Raw genomic sequence first — 19549 nt, 5'->3', positions numbered from 1 at the left:
CGCACAGTGAGCGTCAGGCGGACTTTTTATGCAAAGAGAAGACCAAGAAGGTAAGTAATACCCGCGGCGCCGAGGCCGATAGCCAGCTGACGTAGAGCACGCAATAGTGGTGGCTTGCCGGAAATTAGACCGGTTATTCCACCCGTTGTCATCAGCGCGAGCGATACCAGCACTATGGCAACGATAGCACCTGGTAGAACGTCCATGCCGAAGATAAACGGAATGATCGGAATCAGCGCGCCGGTGGCAAAGAAGCAGAAACTCGACAGCGCCGCAGACCAAGCTTCGCCAATAATGCCGTGGGATTTTTCTTCTTCCACGGCGGGCTCAGCGTGGGCATGGCTAGAGGCATCGGCAGCCGCGGTGTGTTCTTGCAGTGCGTGGAAGACGGTTTGTGCCTTGGCTTCGGCCTCATCATGGCTCATGCCGCGGGCACGGTAAATTAGCGCAAGCTCATTGGCATCAACATCTAACTCCCCTGCCAGTTGCGTCGCCGGTGCCGCAGGGCGCGAAGCTTCGAGCAGCTCGCCTTGGGACTTCACGGAGACATATTCGCCCGCGGCCATCGACAAAGCGCCAGCCAAAAGACCAGAGACACCGGTTAGCAGCAAGGTCGACGTCGGAGCACCAGAGCCCATCACGCCAATGACCAGGGCAAGGTTTGAGACCAGACCATCGTTTGCGCCAAAGACTGCGGCGCGGAAGTTACCGGAGATTTTCTCCCGGCCCTGAATTGCCAGACCGCGAACGACTTCGGCGTGCACGCGTTCATCGGCAGCTAGTTGCTCACTGGCATCTTCATCGTCTAGATACGGTGTGCGGCTTTCCGCCGACTGCATGAGCGCCAAGGTAAATACGGAACCGAAGTTCTTGGCCATCCAGCCCATAAACTGGGTGTTCAAATCGGGCTTTTGCGGCATGCCAACATATTCGCCGAGCTTTTCCTGCCAGTACTGTTCGTGGCGGGATTCGGCATCGGCTAACTTGAGCAAAATATTGCGCTCTTCGCCCTTCTTCTTCCGGGCAAGTTCACGATAGACCGCGGCTTCAGCGCGCTCATTAGCCAGATACTTCCGCCAGCGGGCTATCTGCTGGCGAGTTGGCTGCTCCATGGTTTCCATCCTTGTCGCGCTTTCCCTACCTACCTAGTGCGAAAATTTAGTAGCTCCCTGAGCTACTTGGTTCCTCCAAAACGACGATCGCGGCGCGCGTATTCTTCCACGGCTGCGAAAAGGTCTTCTGGAGTGAAATCAGGAAATAGCTTATCTTGATAAACCATTTCTGCATAGGCTGACTGCCACACAAGGAAGTTTGACGTGCGCTTTTCCCCCGAGGGGCGCAGGAATAAATCTACATCCGGCATGGTCGGGTCATACATGTACTGTGAGATGGTTTTCTCGGTCACAGTAGCCGCATTGAGCGTGCCGTTTTGAACGTCTTCGCTCATCTTCTTGAAGGCATCGGCAATTTCGGCGCGGCCTCCGTAGTTAACGCACATCGCTAGCGTCATGCGTGTGTTGTCTTTCGTTAGCTCTTCAGCAGCTTCTAGCTCTTTAATGACAGAGCGCCACAGCCGCGGGCGACGGCCAACCCAGACCACGCGCACGCCGCGCTCATGCAACCACTCGCGCTGCCGGCGCAACACGTCGCGGTTAAAGCCCATGAGAAAGCGCACCTCATCGGGTGAGCGACGCCAATTTTCCGTGGAGAAGGCATAGGCCGAAAGATAAGGAACGCCCAGAGCCAGGCAGGCATCGACGACATCGAGAAGCACTGCTTCCCCACGTTTGTGGCCTTCGGTGCGCTTCATGCCGCGCTCTTGTGCCCACCGGCCATTGCCATCCATGACCATGGCGATATGTCTTGGGAGAAATTCCGTAGGAATTTCTGGCGGGTGTAAAACGCGGTTGGGATCTGGGGTAATCACGATTAATTAGCTTACTGCAATTCCTGATCCATCACGGACAGGGCATTGACTTTGCGTTCTAGGTGCCACTGCAGGTGCGCGCGTATGAGCTGATGTGCCTCGCCAGCCTGCGCCACGGTGGCATTGGACTCATGCCCATGCGAAATCAGCCACATGATGTGCAGGGTCTCTGGGTCTACTTCGGCAGCCCCCGGTGGGCGGCAATTACCGCAGGATGCCCCACCGATAGCCGGGTGGAAAGCGTGGTGCGGTCCCGGCGCGCCGCATTGGGCACAGTTAAAAAGACTTGGTGCCCAGCCGGCATGTTCCATCGCCAGCAGCAAGAAAGTATCAAGCACCAGCATGGGGCGCTTCGTATCTTGCAGGTCTTTAAGCGTGTCGATGACCAGCTCGTAGAGGAACGGATCATCATCGAGGCTCAGGCGTTCGGCGGCTTCTAACATGACGCACGCAGCAGTGTATTTATCGTAGTCATCGATAAGCTGTGCACCGAAGTAATCAATGGTGTCGGCTTGGGTGATAGTGGCCAGGTTGCGGCCGGAGTAGAGCTGGACGTCTAAGTTGACGAAAAGCTGCAGTCGCGAGCCAAAGCGCGATTTCGCGCGCCGTACACCTTTTGCTACCGCGCGGACTAAGCCATGATGCTTAGTCAGCAACACGATGACGCGGTCAGCCTCACCGAAGTCATAGCTGCGAATTACTACCGCACGGTCGCGAAAAGAGGGTCTAGAAGCCAAGGCGCCCCAATGACTTCGGATCAGATTGCCAGTTTTTTAAGACCTTGATGCGCAAATCAAGGAAGACGTTTTGGCCCAGCAACTGGATGATTTCCTTGCGCGCATTGCTAACGATGCGACGCAGACGCCGTCCATCTTTGCCCTCCAGGATCTTCTTCTGTCCGGGGCGTTCGACGTAGACAATAGCGTGCACATCGAGTACACCTTCGCGCTCTTGTGAAGGCAAAATCTCATCGACTTCGACTGCAACGGAGTGTGGGAGCTCGTCTTTGAGCCCTGAGAGTGCAGCTTCACGGATGAGCTCAGCGATGCGCTTGTTGTTGTCATCATCGGTGATGTGATCATCAGGGTAGAACTTCGGGCCTTCAGGCAAGGCTTCCGTGAGCACCTCGATGAGCGTATCAATCTGCACGTTTTCGGTGGCAGAGACCGGAATAACTACCGCTTCTGGGTCTTTCTCCGACAAAAGCTCATGCAAGGCTAAAAGCTGCGCGCCGACTTCGTCTTTCGATGCCCTATCCAGCTTGGTCACGATGCCAATAATCGGCGTCTTCGGCGCAATTTCCCGCACGTTTTCTAAAATCCAGCGGTCACCAGGGCCGATCTTTTCATCAGCAGGAATGGTCAGACCAATCACGTCAACGTCTTGGTAGGTTTCCTTGACGATTTCATTGAGGCGCTCACCCAGCAGCGTGCGCGGGCGGTGTAGACCCGGGGTGTCGACAACGATGATCTGCGCATCTTCCCGGTGCACCAAACCGCGAATCGGGTGACGGGTAGTTTCTGGCTGGTCAGCGGTAATCGCAATCTTTTGACCAACCAGTGCATTCGTCAACGTAGACTTGCCGGTGTTTGGCCTACCGACGAAGCTCACGAAACCGGAGCGAAAGCCCTCCGGGGTGTTGGTGTACTGGCTGTAATCAGCCGTTGCTTCAGCGCCGTCATCGTCTGCGCCAGCATTGCCTGCGCCAGCGATGGCCGCCTCAAATGGGTCTTCTGGTGAGTTATTCATTGACCTGCATCTTAGTCCGAAATTGCCCAATCCCCTACTTTTGACACATTAGCTAATTAGACCAAGTCCAACAAGCGGTTTATTTCCAGCTCATTTTGCACTGGCACGTCTATTTCTTTAGCAAAAGCCCAGTCGGAGGTCTTGGCCAAAGCATCACAGACTTCATCCATGGTCATACCTGGGTCGAAGACATCAAAGATATCTGTGACCAGGATGCACGCCAGCTTCACTGGGTCTTTCAGCAGCACCGGTACCGCCAGGAAGTCATTATCTTCCGGGCAGTGCCATTCGATGTGCTCGCACAGATCATCGACCGTGGTATTCCACAGCGCCGGAATAACCGGGGTATGTGGACTCCATTCGTGCGTGCCCAGAAACCGCGCACGGAAAGCTTCATCATGAATGCAGGCGTGAAACTCACTGGCAGTAATCAGCCGCAGCCTCGCTTCAATTCGGTGCAGCAACGTATTCTTTGCCATGAGCTAACCTTTCTGCGAATGTAGCAATCTCAAAGCCCGTACTAAGTAGACCCTAACTTGTTCTAGGTCTTGATGATACGAGCTTCATGCACCCCCTGTCACGCATTTTGAGCATCTATTTAATTCTTCTTCGCGTCGTAGTCGACGAAAAGCCCCGCGCACAGGCACCTTCGGACTAACTGCTAGGAATCTCGCTTAAAGGTGCAACCACTTACATTAAACTGACGTTATGGACGAGACACGTTGGCTTTCACAACGCGAGCAAGAAGCATGGGTGCGCTTCGCAGCTGTGCTGGAGTTGCTCCCCTCCGCGCTTGATACTCAGCTCAACAAAGACACCGGCCTCACCCACTTTGAGTACTTCTGCTTGTCAGTGCTGTCTGAAACTTCGGGCCGAAAATTACTCACCAGCGAACTCGCCGCACGCACCAACGCCTCGCTCCCCCGGCTCTCCCGCGTACTCACAAAGCTAGAAAGCCGCGAGTTCATCACCCGCGCTCCTTGCACAAGCGACCGCCGTGCCACCGAGGTTACTCTCACTGATTCCGGTTGGGACAAAGTTGTCGCCTCCGCGCCTGGGCATGTCACCGAAGTCCGCCGGCTTGTAACCGATGCCCTCGAGCCTGAAGAAATTGACCAGCTCGCAAACATCTCCGCCAAGCTGCTTTCCCGACTTGACCCCGACCAGCGCATGCTGGCTTCCTCTCCTCTCTATCGACGCCGGTAGCCTGATTCCAAAGAATTCTGGTCGGCTACAGGATTCCCGCGCTATCGCGGTACCCCCAAGCTTTCACGTCCATTCCGCCGCTCCCAGCGCCTACGTATAGATCTGAGGCGATGTTGAAATTCGCTTGGGACCAGCCAAAAAGCTTTGTCTTTAGCTAAACATGAATTATGTTCACAAAGTCTTCCCCGGCATTATTTGGAGGTGGAGAATTGTTAATCTCTTGGGCTAAGGCCACGGCTTTTTGCAGTCTGATGCAAAAGCCAACCCTCCATAGACCACGCTCCAGAGTTTCCTCATCGCCCCAATTGATATCTACGTGTGACTCAATTTCCTCAACCGAAGGGATCTCTTTCACCGAAAGTAGTTTCACGCCAACTAACATGTCTTCATCGTCCAGCTCCGCAATCACGTTCTCATTGATGGCAACTGAGTACTCGACATAGTTGTCGTTGACCTTGATATAGGCCGTCTCAATATCAAAAGGCTTGGTTTCCTGCGTATTCACGTGTCTCTCCCAATCATCTTGGTTATATTTTCCGCCAAAATGGCACAACTTACTTTGTTCGGTAGCTAATAGCTACGAACTACTTAGACCGTTGTGAGCAGCGATAAGTTCCACTAAGGCAAAAGAATCCTCCGGACACCAGCCAGTTAGTGGCAAGTATCCGGAGGATTTATCTCTGGAGAGACTTTCTCATCGGTCTCATCGGTTTTTAAGTTGTTACTCGCTCCAGGTCATCTGGGTTAGCGGGAGCTGCTTGGCTATCCGCGTGGGCATCGACAAGCTGCGGAGCAGCGGTGTAAGGCTCGGTCTTACCCAGGCGCAGGCGCGCATAGTGCTCCTGCTCCTCCTGGTGGTCAATGCCGAGGGCGCGACGTGGGACATCGTGAAGCAGCAGCGCGGCGAAGCAAGACAGTGCCGACATAACGATGATGTACACGGCAATGCCGTTGGTCGAACCGGTAGCCTCCAGCAGACCTTGGCCAATGGTCGGTGCGAAAGCACCACCAATGACCGTGCCGATGCCATAAGAAATAGACACGCCAGAGAAGCGAATGTTGGCTGGGAATAGCTCGGTGTACCAGGCTGCCTGTGGGCCAAACGAGAAGCCCAGACCGACTGCGAAGAGGCTCAAACCAGCCGCTACCTTGAGTGGCTCTGCGGTGTTCACCAAGGCGAACATTGGGAACGCGAAGACAATCAGCCAGATGTAGCCGAATAAGTAGGTGTTGCGGCGGCCGAAGTAGTCAGAGACAATGCCGCTGATTAGCGTGGTCAGGAACCACACGCCTGCTGCGGAGCTGATGCACAACATCGCGGTGGTGCGGTCGAAAGCGATCGGTCCATCGGGGTTGGTGGTGTACGCGGTGACGAAGCCGCCTGTGGCGATGTAGCCCGATGCATTGGTGCCTGCGAAAAGCACGGCTGCGCAGATTATCAAAGCCCAGTGCTTCTTGAACAGCACCGCGACAGGCGCCTTGGTCTGCTGCTTGCGCTCGGCGATGTCCTGGTAAATCGGGGTCTCATCCACCGAACGGCGAATGAAGTGGCCAAGCAGCACGAGAACGAAGCTCAAGATAAAGGGAACGCGCCAGCCCCACTCCAAGAAGGCATCGCCAGGTGAGATAACACCGGTCATCAGCGCGAATACACCGGTGGCCAGCAGCATGCCAAGCGAAACGCCCATCTGTGGGTACGTGCCAGCAAGTCCACGCTTGTGTGGTGCAGCGTGCTCGACAGCCATAAGTGCAGCACCACCCCACTCACCGCCGGCGCACAGGCCTTGGATAAGGCGCAGTACCAACAATGCAATCGGTGCTGCGATGCCAATTTGTGCGTACGTTGGCAGCAAACCAATCAACGTAGTGCACACGCCCATGCCAATAAGCGTTGCTACTAGAACAGCACGCCGACCAAAGCGGTCACCCCAGTGCCCTGCCAAGAACGCACCCAGTGGACGGAAGAGGAAGCTAATACCAATCGTGGCCAAAGACAACATCATGCCGAATTCCGAACCGAGTGGCTCAAACATCAGCGTGGAAAAGACCATGCCTGCTGCCTGAGCGTAGATAAAGAAGTCGTAGTACTCGATTGTGGTTCCGGCAATCGTCGCAAAAGCAACGCGACGATCCTTCGCCTTAGTATTAGCGGCCATAAGATTCTCCAATTACTAGCCTGCGTGTGAATAAAGAAAGGCACTGGGCAACACGTACTTGTGCTGCTCAGATGCTCATCGATATTCAAACACAGAATCCCAAAATTCCCTCGCCAGATTTTGATTCACCAGACAAGCAAAACTTTCCGGAGTTTTTTGCCACTTCCGTGGTTTCCGTCGACATGCCCTTTGGCTAGCAACAACGCCGAAAAATCACGTGACCTTGAGTTCTGCGAAAATTTAATGGTATTACCATTGCCGATGAATATAAATCAGGGAATCTAGACAGCTTGGTATGGAAATGCTCTCTTAGTCTCGTGAAATTGCGCTAAATCTAAACTCAAATTTCACAAATTTTGGGCTTGATACGCCCCTACGCTTACCGCCCAGACACCGTGGTTTTAGTTCTGAAGCATTTCTTGAATCAGCTCACTATTCTGTGGGCAAATAACTTCTTCTGCGTAAAACACCAAATCTTCTCCGTCTTTCGCGGTGAATAAAGGCAGATCTTCGCCGATGTCTTTTGCAATTGATTCTGAGCTATACCCTTTTGCTGACGCTAGGCAAATAATGGCGACCAACTTCTTATAGGTTTCTTCGTCTTCGGGCTCACGTCCCTGCTTCAGAGCTTCGATAGCCTCCGATGGATACTGGAAAGTTGAAGTAGCTTCGGTAGGACCAACTGTTGGGTCAGAAGTATCAGGGGCCACCTCCACGGTATCACCGGCGCCTTTTCCAACCATTAGAAAGATCGTGAACGTCATCACAGCACCAATGACGATACCTATGGCAGCCACAGGAAGTATGCGCATCCAAGACTTAGATTTCGATTGCCGATTCGGACCGACAACAGGAGGATTGGGCGCGTAAGGAGGAATTTCACTCTTCATAATGAACCTTCTTTAGATAGGGATAGGGAACGAAAATGAGCTTATCTATACCTCCCGACAAAATTTTGAACTATCGAATCTACCCTTACGTCCAGTCCGTATGCCTTTTCAATTGCACTGCCTGATTTCGAACGTAATCAAAAGAAGAGTCTTAATCTTTCCGGAAAGCCTGCATTTCATGTTGAGTCCGTTAAATTGAAACTTATTCACAGCATGCCTCCCGCAGTTTTTCACTACTTTCGACTAACTAACTCGCCCTGTTTCAGATTCAATCGCCCTGCAATCACACAAAGTACTGATTTCAGCACCACCTCCCTGTACCAGCAGGGATCAAAAATCGGCAAGGAGCATGTGCTTCTTGCCGATTTCTTATGGGTGCGATTAGCCCCCGGAGCCGTGGTTTAGATCTTGGTGACCTCGAACTGCAGGCGTGGGTGTGCGAAGAACTCCTGGGATTCGATGAGTTGGAGTTCTTCGGTGCCGGCCTCAAAGGTAGTCTGCAACAGATCGAAGACAGAAGACGCGGTGCGTGCAAGGGCTACAGAGGCGTCTTTGGTTTCGGTATAGTGGCCGGCAAACAGCGCGGTGGTCACGTCGCCGGAGCCGTTGCGCTTGAATGGCAGGTGCGGGGTCTTGACGATATAGGCATCGTCGCCGTCGGCGGCAATCATTTCAATGCTGCCCTCTTCGGTCTCAGGACGCTGCACGGAGGTAACCAGCACGACGCGTGGTCCCATATCCTGGGCAGCCTTGATGGCAGCGAGGGTTTCTTCCAAGTTGCCGACCTTCTTACCAGTCAAAAAACCCAGCTCGAACTGGTTCGGGGTGATGATATCGGCAACTGGTACGACCTTATCGCGCAGAAGTGGCGGTATTTCATCGGAGACGAAGCAGCCGGATTTCTCGTTACCCATCACTGGGTCGCATGCGTAAAGCGCATCGGGGTTGACTGCTTTGATGCGAGTGACGGCATCAACAATCGCGCCGGCGATATCCGGGCCGCCCTGATAGCCAGAGACAATGGTGTTAATCTTTTCAAAAGCGCCGCGGCGCTCAATTCCGTCGATAATGCTAGATACATCAGCAGCAGAGACTAATGGTCCGCCCCAGTCACCATAACCGGTGTGGTTGGAGAAATTGACAGTGTGCACTGGCCACACCTCATGGCCGATACGCTGCAGCGGGAAGACTGCGGCAGAGTTACCGACATGGCCAAACGTGACGTGCGACTGGATCGACAGAATATTCATGCCCGCAATGTTACTCCCGCAACTAGTCAAACTATTAACCGAATAACAAAAATAGTCCGCCAAAATCCAGTCGACGTGGGCTATAGCGGTGGTGTCTTCGCGATCCAAACTGCTCTCAGATAGGGCTCTGAGGTGAACATCTTCTCGAAAATCGTAGTTAGGCGGCCACAGTTATGGCTAACTTTTGAGTGAATACAAGTCAAGCACCTGCTCTGAAGAAATAGTCCTGATCAGTAGTTCAGCACCAAGCTCTCGACTAGACAGGCTCATCTAGAAACATCGCTTCTGTTGGATCTCCGGTTCATAATCTATCGACGTTCACGCGCAAGAATTTTATAGACTGCAGTCTGTAGTGTTCTTGTCAGCCGTTCCGCTAGAATCAACAAGAAAGCAACTTGTGATACTGCTATTGAACACCTGAACAGTCAATTCATGTAAGCCGAAAAGATGGGTTCCTTTGAAATTCGCTTATGAAAATCTCTCCCCCGAGCAATTTGAATCATTGGTCACATTAATTTGCCAAGAGCTTCTCGGTGTAGGCACGAAAGGATTTGCCACAGGGCCAGATGGAGGAAGAGATGCCCGCTTCAATGGAACTGCACAACTTATACCCAGCACCAGGGCCCCTTGGGAGGGCTGCGTAGTGATTCAGGCAAAGCATACCAGCGGTCTGAATAAATCCTTTAGCGAATCCGAATTCTACAGTGCGACTAGCAATTCAAGTGTCATTGCCAAGGAAATTCCAAGAATCAAAGCTCTGAAGGAGTCCTCCGAGCTTGATCACTATATGCTCTTCGCAAATCGGCGGTTGACAGCAAACAGTGATTTTGAAATTCGGCGGGCTATCTCTTCTGCTTGCGGAATTAAGGATGATTCAATTCTCCTCTGCGGAATAGAACTGCTTGAGAGCTGGCTAAAACGGTTCAAGCATATACCCGAGATGGCTGACATTGACCCCATTGATTCTCCGCTTATTGTCAGCCCCGACGAGATTGCAGAAATCGTTGGGGCATTTGCGCAATACCGTGGTGAGATGACAGCAATACTCGATGCGCCCCCGACCCAGCGAGTCGATATGGCTACAAAAGATAGAATTAATGGAATGAGCGACGAATATTCGACGGCGCTCAAACGTAAGTATTTGAAGGATACTGAACAAATTCGGCAGTTTTTGGCAGCCCCAGAAAATTACGAACTGCTTAGTGCATACGAATCAGCCGTTGACGAATTTGAATTTCGGATAATCGCGCATAGAAAAGACTATCAGTCTTTCGATCAGGTAATGAACTATCTTGTTGCTCTGCTTATCGATAGAGATCCAGTCTTGAGACAAAAGAACCATAAGCGCATAACTCGAGCACTACTCTTCTACATGTATTGGAACTGTGACATCGGAACAATTGGAGACGAAAATGTTGAGGCCAACGAAGCACTCGCACCCTGACCGGACAGTGCTCTACGTTGCACTCATAACGCTGGAAACCCTTAAACACAAGCGGCTCGAGGACTTCTCCAGCCTCCGTAATCTTGTTAAGGATAAAGTAGCCGGAGGCGATGTGCTCTTTCTTCCCGCAATGAGCTTCCTTTATCTAATGGGGTTAATCGAGTATCGCCCAAAAACTGATTCATTCGAGTATGTAGGCCCTAATGAAACTTTCTAAACTATATTCCAATCACGATAACCAATTTTCTCCGATCTCATTTCGAGAAGGTCTAAACGTAGTCCTAGCTGAAATTCGGGTCCCGGAAAATCGTAACAAAGACACTCATAACCTTGGAAAGACTACACTCGTCTCACTTCTCGATTTCTGCCTTCTCTCAAAACGCAACCCACAGATGTTTCTGTTTAAACATCAGGACCTATTTGAAGATTTTGTATTCTTTCTCGAGATAGAGCTTGCCTCCGGTTATTACATAACTATCAGGAGGGAAGTTAAGGAAGCCTCCAAAATAAGCTTTAAAAGTCACGCATCGCCTAACCAAGACTTCCGAGGCTTGTCTAAAGCACAATGGGATCACTACAAAGTGGCCTTCAAGCGTTCAAAGGAAATTCTGGACGGCATTCTAAATCTCAGCGCTGTACGTCCGTGGGACTTCCGAAAAGGTTTAGGTTATTTTCTCCGCACTCAAGATGATTACTCTGACGTTTTTCAACTTAGACGGTTTGCATCTGGACATGCTGATTGGAAACCATATGTATCACACATACTTGGTTTTAACGCCGATCTCATCTCAGAATTCTATCAACAGGAAGTTCGGATTGATGAGCTGAATAGCGATGAAAAGGCAATACGCTCTGAGCTCTGAGGCTCCATAGAAGATCTTGGCAGAATCGAAGGACTCCTCCTGCTCAAACAACAAGAAACGGAAAAGCAACAGGCAAAACTCGATAGTTTTGATTTTCGGGACCAGGACAAATTAAAGACAAAAGCGCTTGTCGATCAGATTGACAGCGAAATTGCAGAATTAAATGCAGAGCGATACACGCTCATGTACAACAAAAAGAAAGTATTGGCATCGCTCGAAGACGGTGAGATGGCATTTGACCCAGAGCAAGCCGCACGTCTTTTCAAAGAAGCGGGTGTACTTTTTGAAGGGCAAATCAAACGAGACTACGAACAGTTGATCCAGTTTAACGAGGCTATTACTGAAGAACGTCGAGTATACCTTCAGGAAGAGAAAACAGAGATCGATTCTCGACTCAAGCGTGTGGGAGCCGAACTAAATCGACTTGGAAAACTCCGATCCGAAACGTTGTCGTTCTTGAGGGACACAGACGTTGTGAGGAAATATAAGCAAGCTTCTGAAGAACTTGTCGAGTTGAAATCCGACGTGCGCGCATTATCCCATCAGCGTGAGCACGTACAAAGGCTACAGAACCTCCGAGCAGACATCCGCGAAGCCAAAGAGGCAAAGAATCATCTGGAATCGGAGTTGGAACAGGAATTCGAAGGAAAAAACAGCCCGAGCACGGATAGCATTTACAAGACTATCCGTCTGAAATTTAATGAGATAATTGCGGACGTTCTTGACCAGAACGCTCTACTCACGGTGTCACTGAACAGTCAATTTCATCCGAACTTCGAAGCTGAAATTCTTGATGATTCTGGCAATGCCACAAGTGCACAACGGGGGCACACCTACAAAAAGCTACTTTGCGTTGCCTTCGACTTGGCCGTTCTTAGAGTACATTTCGGGAGCGGATTCCCCGCGTTTGTCGTCCACGATGGTGTTTTCGAATCCTTAGACAAGCGCAAGAAATCCAATCTTTTGGATGTCATGAGGGAATACGCCAACCTCGGAATACAACAAATCATCACTTTAATTGACTCGGACATGCCGCCAGAGGTTGACAATAAACCTGCTTTTTCTGAGGATGAGATAGTGCTGAGGCTTCATGATGAAGGTGACAAGGGCCGGCTTTTCAAAATGCAACCTTGGTGACCCAAGCACTTAATACCTCTACGTCCGATTGCAATGGTTGAAACATCTATCGCAATTCCATGGTATTTCTTACTTCTCAAGTTCTGCCGATGAATCTGGCATTGATTAATGCATGAGCCGCATTCTCACTTCACACAGATTCCGTGTTTTGGCAAGCTCTAATTTGTCGTCACAAATACAGGCATTTCCCTATTACTTCTCCTAAATTCTTGTTTTCCGCAAGTACGACGCCTTCGATGCATGCCAAAAGTGTATCGGGTGGAATGCTAGGGAGAGCTATTCCGATAATACCGAAGGTAGAGACCACCGTATGTGCGGAGATGGATATGATGAAGAACTAACGCGAATGCGCTTGTTAGTCAGGTTATGCGTCTTATCTAAGAACCAGAAGAATAGACGGTGAGAACCGATAAGGTAATCAGCCCAATAGGTTCGTTCAAAGACACTAAACATTCTCTCTAATCACATGAATTCATGTGATTGCAGCTTTTACGCTGTGTCCAGACACATATAGCATTCCTGACGGTAAATCAGCTAGGGAGCTACGCGTGAACAGTTGTAGCTTGTCCAGTATTGATTGGGCTATCATGCGCTACAAACACTGCCGAATCCCACGTGCTGACTCCGATGTTTTGGTACCGGTGTTCCGGGGAGCTGGTACTTAGAGTTTCCGGGTTGTTGGTACTGGGGTTGGCCCCTGGTGGCAGCTTGTTTGGTCGGTGGGCTGCTACCAGGGGTCAGTGTTGTTAGTCGGTGGTGTGGTGGGTGTAGGCCAGGTGTTGGCGCATGTCGTAGTCGCCGAGGTTGATGCGTTGGCCGGTGTTAAGTCGGCTGACTAGGGAGTCGGCGCCGACTCTATCGGGGAGGGCTTCAAGCCAGTAGGCGGCGGAGGTTTGCGAGGCGACAATGGTTGGTAGTCTGCCGTCGCGGTCGAATATGATTTTGGTGAGGTCTTCTTGTCCACGTTGGTCGATTCCTATGGTCAGGAAGTCATCCAGGATGAGAACGTCTATGTTTTGCAGCCGTCGCATAAGGTCTGCATAACGCTTATCTGCTGGCAGGAAGACCGTTAAAGCATCCACAAGTTGATCAAGTCGGTAGTAGGCTACCGAGTAGCCTGCTTGGCAGGCGGCAATGCCTAAAGCGCAGGCGATATAGGTTTTACCGGTACCGGTCGGTGCTAGCACGTGGACGTTGGTGGGGTTTTCACGCCAGTTTGTCGCGGACAAGCGTTTGAGCTGGCGCAGGTTGATACCACGATCTTGTGGGTTAATCACCTCGGCCAACGTGGCATCGGGGTAGCGGAATTTGGCTTGGGTGATGGCTTTGGCGATATTGCGTTGCCGGCGTTGTTCGGCGGCTTGGGCCACTGCTTTGAGAAAGATCTCTTCCGGCAGCGCATTGGTCATTTCTTCATCCGCTGCGAGTTCAAAGTAGACATCAGCAAATGTGGATAGCCGCAGCTGGCGTAATTGTGCCCGGGTGGTTTCATCAATACTTAACAATGACATGATGGCTATACCTCCTTGACCTGGTCATAGTGACTTGCCGGGCGAATGAAGACAGCGCCTGCGACTTTGTCGATATCAACAGGTTTGCGTGCCCTATCACTTGAAACGACTGTCGGTGGTGCGCACTGTTGTTGATGATTGCGTGCGATATCGGTTTGGATACGGGCAATGACCTGCATATTCGGTGCTAGATTATGCTCAAGTATTTTCTGGCAGGCAGGCTCCAAGCTGGTCTTGTTGTGCTTGTTGCCAAGTTTGACCAGTATGTTGCGTGCGGTGTGTAGCCCGCGGGGAATGGCTTTTTCATTGCGCTTGAGGATTAGTGTGATGACCTTGGTAGTTGCCGGCCCGAACGAGGATGCGCGTTTGAGCAGTTCATCACGGGTGAGAACTTCGACTCCGTGGGTATCACCATCAGGATTATGCGCCGGGTCGGTGCTGTATCGGTAGCGAAATCCCTGTAGCCTGCTGTGTTCTGCTACCAGTGTGTCCCCGTCGAAGATGCTGACGAGGTCTTTGGTCAAACGGGCTCGAAGTCGTTTCCCGATGAGACGAAACGGTACCGAATCGTATTGGTGGTCGCAGGTGATGTGCCAGTTGCGATCGACTTTGACATCACGCCAGGACACTTCGGTAAAAGCTACCGCGGGTAGATCCCGCATCAAGGGTGCTTCATCCGCGTCAAATAGCTCGCGTCGGCTCATCCCATCAGTGCGTACGAGGTTGTCGTTGATATCGTCAACGCGGATGATGATGGCTTCGTTGAGCTCATCCAGGCTGTAGAAGATTTGACCATCAAAATAGCCCAGGATACGGCTATAGGCTGTTTGCACGGCGCGTTCTACTGCGGCTTTATCCTTCGGTTTGCTTGGTCGTGCTGGCACGATAAGCAGGTCGTAGAACGTAGCGAAATCAGCGTAACGGTCATGGATACGACGAGCTGGTTGTGCTTTGAACGGCCGATACGTTGCGGTAGATGCATTATCAGGGACGATGATCCCTGGTACTTTCCCGAGATAGTTCAACGCTTGGACGTGACAGTCAATCCAGGCTGGCATTTTCTCATTTGCGGCAGCCAGGGCAAACAATAACCCAGAATATGGACACACTGCGACAAACAACGAGGCCTTCATCCCAACCAGTCCGGTGGCCTGGTCGATGACCGGGATCTTATCGCCGGCCCAATCAACATAGAGTTCCTGGCCCGGCTCATGTTCAATCACGCTGTCAAGCCCCGAGGCTTGCACATAGTCGCGCAGATGCCCGCAGAACTGCGAGTACTGATACTTTGCTTCGTCCGGACCGGCATCAATGGCAAGATAATCCATCCATAGCTTATGCCGGGTCAGATGCTTATTTGCTGCCAAACGCTTCGCCAAGGCTTGGAAGTCTGGCTGGTGATAATGCTTCTTACGCACAGTACGGTTATCGCCGAAGTGATGCTCGAAAAACTCGGGCGCAAGCTGGGGAAACGATTCTTTGGTGACCGACTCTGATGCAATCACAGCCTTGGTCTTTGCGATATCACGACGTGAGCATCCCAGGGCAGAAGCTATTGCAGAATAGCTCACCCCGTCTAAACACATCGCCATGATTTCTTTGAAGTTAGCCATTACAGGCCCCTTTTTTGACTCATGAAAGGTGACGCGATGACACAAGACGTGGCACCGCCACCTAAAACAATGACCCAAACCCCCAAGCAGTACCACTTATACGGAACACGGGTACCAACTACGCGGAATACCCGTACCAACTACCCCGAAACGGCACCCACGCCATTAAATCCATAAGATTACTTGGACCAGAACATCTCTTAAAAAGTTGCCCCTAACCTTAGGACGATTTTCTACTTCCCTGGCGTAGTTTTCAGCCAACGAGCAGAACTACTGGAAGTCAGTATCGACTTGCTCGTCTAGAGTTTCGCGGTCGGCTGCCGATGGAAACGCCTTCGCCCCCGATGGCTTCGGCTGGAAACTCAATCCGCGCTTGGACAAAGAGTCATACCAGTCAGCCAGAAGCTCATTTTGCAGCGCGAACATTTCTTGTTCTTCAGCAGGGGTGCTGTGGTCGTAGCCCAGAAGGTGCAGGCAGCCGTGCGTTGTCAAAAGCGCTAGCTCATGCGACAGCGAGTGGCCGGCGGCGTCGGCTTGGCGCTCCGCGAAAGCTGGACACAAAACAATATCGCCCAACATTGCAGGGCCCATCTCCGGGCCATCGGGACGTGGGGTCATAGCTCCCGGAGTGAGCTCATCCATCGGAAAGCTCATGACATCGGTAGGACCTTCCAAGTCCATCCACCGCACATGCAGCTCTTCGATGGTCTCTAAATCCACGCACGTCATAGTCAACTCCACATCGGGATTAACATCCATAGCACCCAGTGCGAAGGAGGCGACATCAATGAGCATTTCCTCATTCACACCGTCGAAGCCGGACTCATTGAAAAATTCGATGCTCATTACTTATTTTCCTCATCATATTTGTCATAAGCGCTGACAATCCGCCCGACTAGCTGGTGGCGCACTACGTCGGCTGATTTGAGCTCCGAAAAGTGCACATCGTCGATATTGTTCAAGATTTTGCGCACCAACCGCAGGCCCGAGACCTGACCCGAAGGCAAGTCCACCTGAGAGATATCACCGGTAACCACAATCTTGGAACCAAAGCCCAAACGTGTCAAAAACATCTTCATCTGCGCAGCAGTGGTGTTTTGGGCTTCATCTAGGATAACGAAGGCATCGTTAAGCGTGCGACCGCGCATATACGCCAACGGCGCTACCTCGATGATTCCTGCTTCCATAAGCTTTGGAATCATCTCCGCATCCATCATGTCGCGCAAAGCGTCATAGAGCGGACGCAAGTACGGGTCGATCTTGTCGTTTAAGGTGCCCGGCAAAAAGCCCAGCTTCTCCCCTGCCTCAACGGCAGGTCGGGTCAAGATAATGCGGCTGACTTGCTTATTTTGTAGCGCTTGCACGGCCTTGGCCACGGCCAAATAAGTCTTACCGGTACCAGCCGGACCGATGCCAAAGACGATGGTGTTGTCATCAATTGCCTGCACGTACTCGCTTTGACCGACAGTCTTCGGACGCACGCGCTTGCCGCGACGTGAGACAATATCTGCGGCCAGCGCCTGCGAGACCGACTCCGGCGCATCCACGGCAATCATATCCACGGTGTGCTTGACCGTATCCGGGGTAACCGAATGACCTCGCCGGGCAATGGCTTCGAGCTCATCCAGGGCTTTCTTCGCGCGGGCTACTTCATAATCAGGACCCGTTACAGTCACCACGTTGCCGCGCGCAAAAAGGTCTACATCCAGCAGGTTATTGAGCACCCGCAGGTTGTCATCCGCTGTGCCCAGCACGGCGCTGGTATAGGCGGAGTCGACGTCAAACTTTTTTGTAATGATAGCCACGTTTATCAATCTACCAGCGTCCTTACCATCGACTCGTGCGTACCCCGATTGCTGCCAGCGCCACCATGGCTGCTGATGCCGTGCGCAATACTTCCGGGCCTAGCTTGATCGCTTGCGCGCCGGCGGCTTGCAGCGTTGCCAGTTCTTCGTCACCGATCCCGCCTTCCGGGCCGATGAGCAGGATCAGCTCGGTGGTCTCCGCTGCATCAACCGTGAGCGGAACATCTTTGATGGACTCGGTGGCGTCTTCGTGCAGGACATAGACCAGCGCATTATTACGCTGGCTCAGGTGCTGTACTAATTGCGGTGTGGTCAACGGGCCGTGGGCGAAAGGCACGCGCGTGCGCCGGGACTGCTTGGCCGCGGCGTGGGCTTGGCTTTGCCACTTGGCCAAGGCTTTGGGTGCCTTCTTGCCGTCCCACTTAGCGATGCACCTATCTGCCTGCCACGCAATAAACTCATCCGCGCCGGCTTGGGTCGCCAGATCAATCGCCAATTCAGAACGCTCTGATTTCGGAATGGCTTGCACCACGGTTACCCGTGGGTTCGGCTCAGGAGTCTTGCCAACTTTCTCGACGCTGGCAATGAGTTCGTCTTTGCCGCGGGTTTCTGTCACCGTAGCTTCGGCGAAAATACCCTCTGATGAACGGTCGATCTCAGATGGCGCGTGGACCAGCAGCACTTTCTCGCCAGGTTCCAAGCGCTTAACGGTTACCGCGTGGCGGCCTTCCGCGCCGGAAAGGGATACAACATCCCCTTCAGCAACTCCGAGGAGATTCGGGTGCAAAAACGCCGGCAAAGACAAGTTAACCCCTAACGACGGAAGCGGTCGCGGAGACGGTCGAAGAAACCTTCGCCGTCGTTGTCATCGGCGGAGTGCACCTTCGAAGATTCCTCGCGCTTGTCGCGGATTTGCTCGAGTAGCTCCTTGGTCTTCTTATCCAAATCCGTAGGTACCAGGACGTCGACGTGGGCATAAAGCTTGCCGTGGCCATCGGTACGCAGGCGTGGCATGCCCTTGCCGTCGAGCACGATCGCTTCGCCAGGCTGGGTGCCAGGTTCGATATCAATTTCCAACGATTCACCGTCGAGGTGTTCGACGGGGAAAGAGGTACCGAGGGCGGCGTCGACCATCGGCACACGCACGCTCACGTGCAAGTCATCGGCATCGCGTTCAAAGATAGGGTGCTTTTGGGTGTGCACTTCGACATACAGGTCACCGGCTGGGCCGCCGCCGTGGCCAACCTCGCCCTGGTCAGCCATGCGGATGCGCATGCCATCGCCGATACCAGCTGGGATATTGACGGTGATGTCGCGGCGCTTCTTCACGCGGCCATCGCTACCACAGTGGTTACAAGGATCGGTGATGACCTCACCAAAGCCCTGGCACTGCGGACAAGGACGTGAAGTCATCACGTTGCCAAGGAAAGAACGCTGCACTTCTTGGATTTCACCCGCGCCGCCACAGCCGGTACAGGTAACTGGCTTAGCTTTCGACGCAGAGCCGGAACCAGAACAACGATCACACAGCACCGCGGTATCAACCGTGACGGTCTTGCGCATGCCGGCATAAGCTTCCTCCAAAGTAATTGAGGTGCGCAGCAGCGCATCATTGCCAGGCTGTACGCGCGAGCGGGGGCCACGGCCTTGGCCACCGCCACCGCCGAAGAACTCAGCGAAGATATCACCCAGACCGCCGCCACCGAAGCCGCCACCGCCAAAGCCGCCACCGCCGGCTTGCTGCTCCATCGGGTCAGAGCCCATATCCACTACCTGACGCTTCTGCGGATCCAGTAGAACCTCTTGCGCTAAGGAAGCTTCGCGGAACTTCTCCGCTGCTTCTTCATCGCCGGGATTAACATCTGGGTGGTACTTACGCGCGAGCTTGCGATAAGCCTTTTTAATTTCCTGATCGGTTGCGTTAGATTCCACGCCTAGGATGCCGTAGTAGTCACGAGCCATGGGGAGATTTAGTTCCTTTTCGTTTCTATCTTTATT

General features: G+C 52.5%; 20 protein-coding genes. 5 read left to right on the top strand and 15 right to left on the bottom strand.

Features of this window, described 5'->3' with window-relative positions:
• Nucleotides 1-26: 26 nt before the first annotated feature.
• The 5 genes from CSTAT_RS04050 to CSTAT_RS04030 all read right to left on the bottom strand — a co-directional run bounded on the left by CSTAT_RS04050 (nucleotide 27) and on the right by CSTAT_RS04030 (nucleotide 4155).
• On the bottom strand, nucleotides 27-1112 hold the full coding sequence (locus CSTAT_RS04050; RefSeq protein ID WP_419186549.1) for a VIT1/CCC1 transporter family protein: 1086 nt from the start codon (nucleotides 1110-1112) through the stop codon (nucleotides 27-29).
• Between the two features lie 62 nt (nucleotides 1113-1174).
• Nucleotides 1175-1927 (bottom strand): isoprenyl transferase, encoded by a 753-nt coding sequence (locus CSTAT_RS04045; protein ID WP_075722556.1) that lies wholly within the window; start codon nucleotides 1925-1927, stop codon nucleotides 1175-1177.
• 11 nt (nucleotides 1928-1938) lie between these two features.
• Nucleotides 1939-2664 (bottom strand): DNA repair protein RecO, encoded by a 726-nt coding sequence (gene recO / locus CSTAT_RS04040; RefSeq protein WP_075722555.1) that lies wholly within the window; start codon nucleotides 2662-2664, stop codon nucleotides 1939-1941.
• Nucleotides 2654-3676, bottom strand: coding sequence for a GTPase Era (gene era / locus CSTAT_RS04035; protein WP_075722554.1), 1023 nt, complete (start codon nucleotides 3674-3676; stop codon nucleotides 2654-2656). Before era ends, recO begins: the two co-directional genes overlap by 11 nt.
• Before the next feature lie 56 nt (nucleotides 3677-3732).
• Entirely contained in the window at nucleotides 3733-4155 is a 423-nt protein-coding gene (locus CSTAT_RS04030; RefSeq protein WP_075722553.1) for a hypothetical protein, read from the bottom strand.
• Between the two features lie 229 nt (nucleotides 4156-4384).
• Between CSTAT_RS04030 and CSTAT_RS04025 the strand changes: the two genes are divergently transcribed.
• Nucleotides 4385-4882, top strand: coding sequence for a MarR family winged helix-turn-helix transcriptional regulator (locus CSTAT_RS04025; RefSeq protein WP_075722552.1), 498 nt, complete (start codon nucleotides 4385-4387; stop codon nucleotides 4880-4882).
• A 154-nt stretch (nucleotides 4883-5036) separates the two neighbouring features.
• Here the strand turns inward: CSTAT_RS04025 and CSTAT_RS04020 are convergent, their stop codons facing one another.
• The 4 genes from CSTAT_RS04020 to pdxY all read right to left on the bottom strand — a co-directional run bounded on the left by CSTAT_RS04020 (nucleotide 5037) and on the right by pdxY (nucleotide 9178).
• Complete coding sequence (locus CSTAT_RS04020; RefSeq protein ID WP_075722551.1) at nucleotides 5037-5387, bottom strand: DUF2283 domain-containing protein; 351 nt, start codon at nucleotides 5385-5387, stop codon at nucleotides 5037-5039.
• A 208-nt stretch (nucleotides 5388-5595) separates the two neighbouring features.
• Entirely contained in the window at nucleotides 5596-7038 is a 1443-nt protein-coding gene (locus tag CSTAT_RS04015) for an MFS transporter (RefSeq protein WP_075722550.1), read from the bottom strand.
• Between the two features lie 401 nt (nucleotides 7039-7439).
• Nucleotides 7440-7928: a hypothetical protein gene (locus CSTAT_RS04010; RefSeq protein ID WP_075722549.1), complete on the bottom strand. Its 489-nt coding sequence runs from the start codon at nucleotides 7926-7928 to the stop codon at nucleotides 7440-7442.
• A gap of 401 nt (nucleotides 7929-8329) precedes the next feature.
• On the bottom strand, nucleotides 8330-9178 hold the full coding sequence (gene pdxY, locus CSTAT_RS04005; protein WP_075722548.1) for a pyridoxal kinase PdxY: 849 nt from the start codon (nucleotides 9176-9178) through the stop codon (nucleotides 8330-8332).
• Nucleotides 9179-9635: 457 nt separating this feature from the next.
• Here pdxY and CSTAT_RS04000 point away from each other — a divergent pair, with 457 nt between their 5' ends.
• The 4 genes from CSTAT_RS04000 to CSTAT_RS13635 all read left to right on the top strand — a co-directional run bounded on the left by CSTAT_RS04000 (nucleotide 9636) and on the right by CSTAT_RS13635 (nucleotide 12622).
• Entirely contained in the window at nucleotides 9636-10622 is a 987-nt protein-coding gene (locus tag CSTAT_RS04000; protein WP_075722547.1) for an ABC-three component system protein, read from the top strand.
• Nucleotides 10591-10839: an ABC-three component system middle component 8 gene (locus tag CSTAT_RS13985; RefSeq protein WP_075722546.1), complete on the top strand. Its 249-nt coding sequence runs from the start codon at nucleotides 10591-10593 to the stop codon at nucleotides 10837-10839. Before CSTAT_RS04000 ends, CSTAT_RS13985 begins: the two co-directional genes overlap by 32 nt.
• 334 nt (nucleotides 10840-11173) lie before the next feature.
• On the top strand, nucleotides 11174-11485 hold the full coding sequence (locus CSTAT_RS13640; protein ID WP_211273026.1) for a hypothetical protein: 312 nt from the start codon (nucleotides 11174-11176) through the stop codon (nucleotides 11483-11485).
• Nucleotides 11486-11668: 183 nt separating this feature from the next.
• Nucleotides 11669-12622: a DUF2326 domain-containing protein gene (locus CSTAT_RS13635; protein ID WP_211273025.1), complete on the top strand. Its 954-nt coding sequence runs from the start codon at nucleotides 11669-11671 to the stop codon at nucleotides 12620-12622.
• Between the two features lie 746 nt (nucleotides 12623-13368).
• Here CSTAT_RS13635 and CSTAT_RS03985 read toward each other — a convergent pair.
• The 6 genes from CSTAT_RS03985 to dnaJ form a co-directional block, all read right to left on the bottom strand.
• The gene (locus CSTAT_RS03985) at nucleotides 13369-14133 is read right to left on the bottom strand and encodes an ATP-binding protein (protein WP_075722545.1); all 765 of its coding nucleotides are present in this window, start codon (nucleotides 14131-14133) and stop codon (nucleotides 13369-13371) included.
• Between the two features lie 5 nt (nucleotides 14134-14138).
• Nucleotides 14139-15746: an IS21 family transposase gene (gene istA, locus CSTAT_RS03980; protein WP_075722544.1), complete on the bottom strand. Its 1608-nt coding sequence runs from the start codon at nucleotides 15744-15746 to the stop codon at nucleotides 14139-14141.
• Between the two features lie 270 nt (nucleotides 15747-16016).
• On the bottom strand, nucleotides 16017-16592 hold the full coding sequence (gene ybeY / locus CSTAT_RS03975) for an rRNA maturation RNase YbeY (protein WP_075722543.1): 576 nt from the start codon (nucleotides 16590-16592) through the stop codon (nucleotides 16017-16019).
• Entirely contained in the window at nucleotides 16592-17551 is a 960-nt protein-coding gene (locus tag CSTAT_RS03970) for a PhoH family protein (protein WP_066840021.1), read from the bottom strand. Before CSTAT_RS03970 ends, ybeY begins: the two co-directional genes overlap by 1 nt.
• Before the next feature lie 22 nt (nucleotides 17552-17573).
• Entirely contained in the window at nucleotides 17574-18356 is a 783-nt protein-coding gene (locus CSTAT_RS03965; protein WP_075722542.1) for a 16S rRNA (uracil(1498)-N(3))-methyltransferase, read from the bottom strand.
• Between the two features lie 8 nt (nucleotides 18357-18364).
• Entirely contained in the window at nucleotides 18365-19513 is a 1149-nt protein-coding gene (dnaJ, locus tag CSTAT_RS03960; RefSeq protein WP_075722541.1) for a molecular chaperone DnaJ, read from the bottom strand.
• Nucleotides 19514-19549 lie beyond the last annotated feature (36 nt).

Source organism: Corynebacterium stationis (assembly GCF_001941345.1).
Taxonomy (GTDB): Bacteria; Actinomycetota; Actinomycetes; order Mycobacteriales; family Mycobacteriaceae; genus Corynebacterium; species Corynebacterium stationis.
This window is presented reverse-complemented; position numbering and strand designations above follow the sequence as displayed.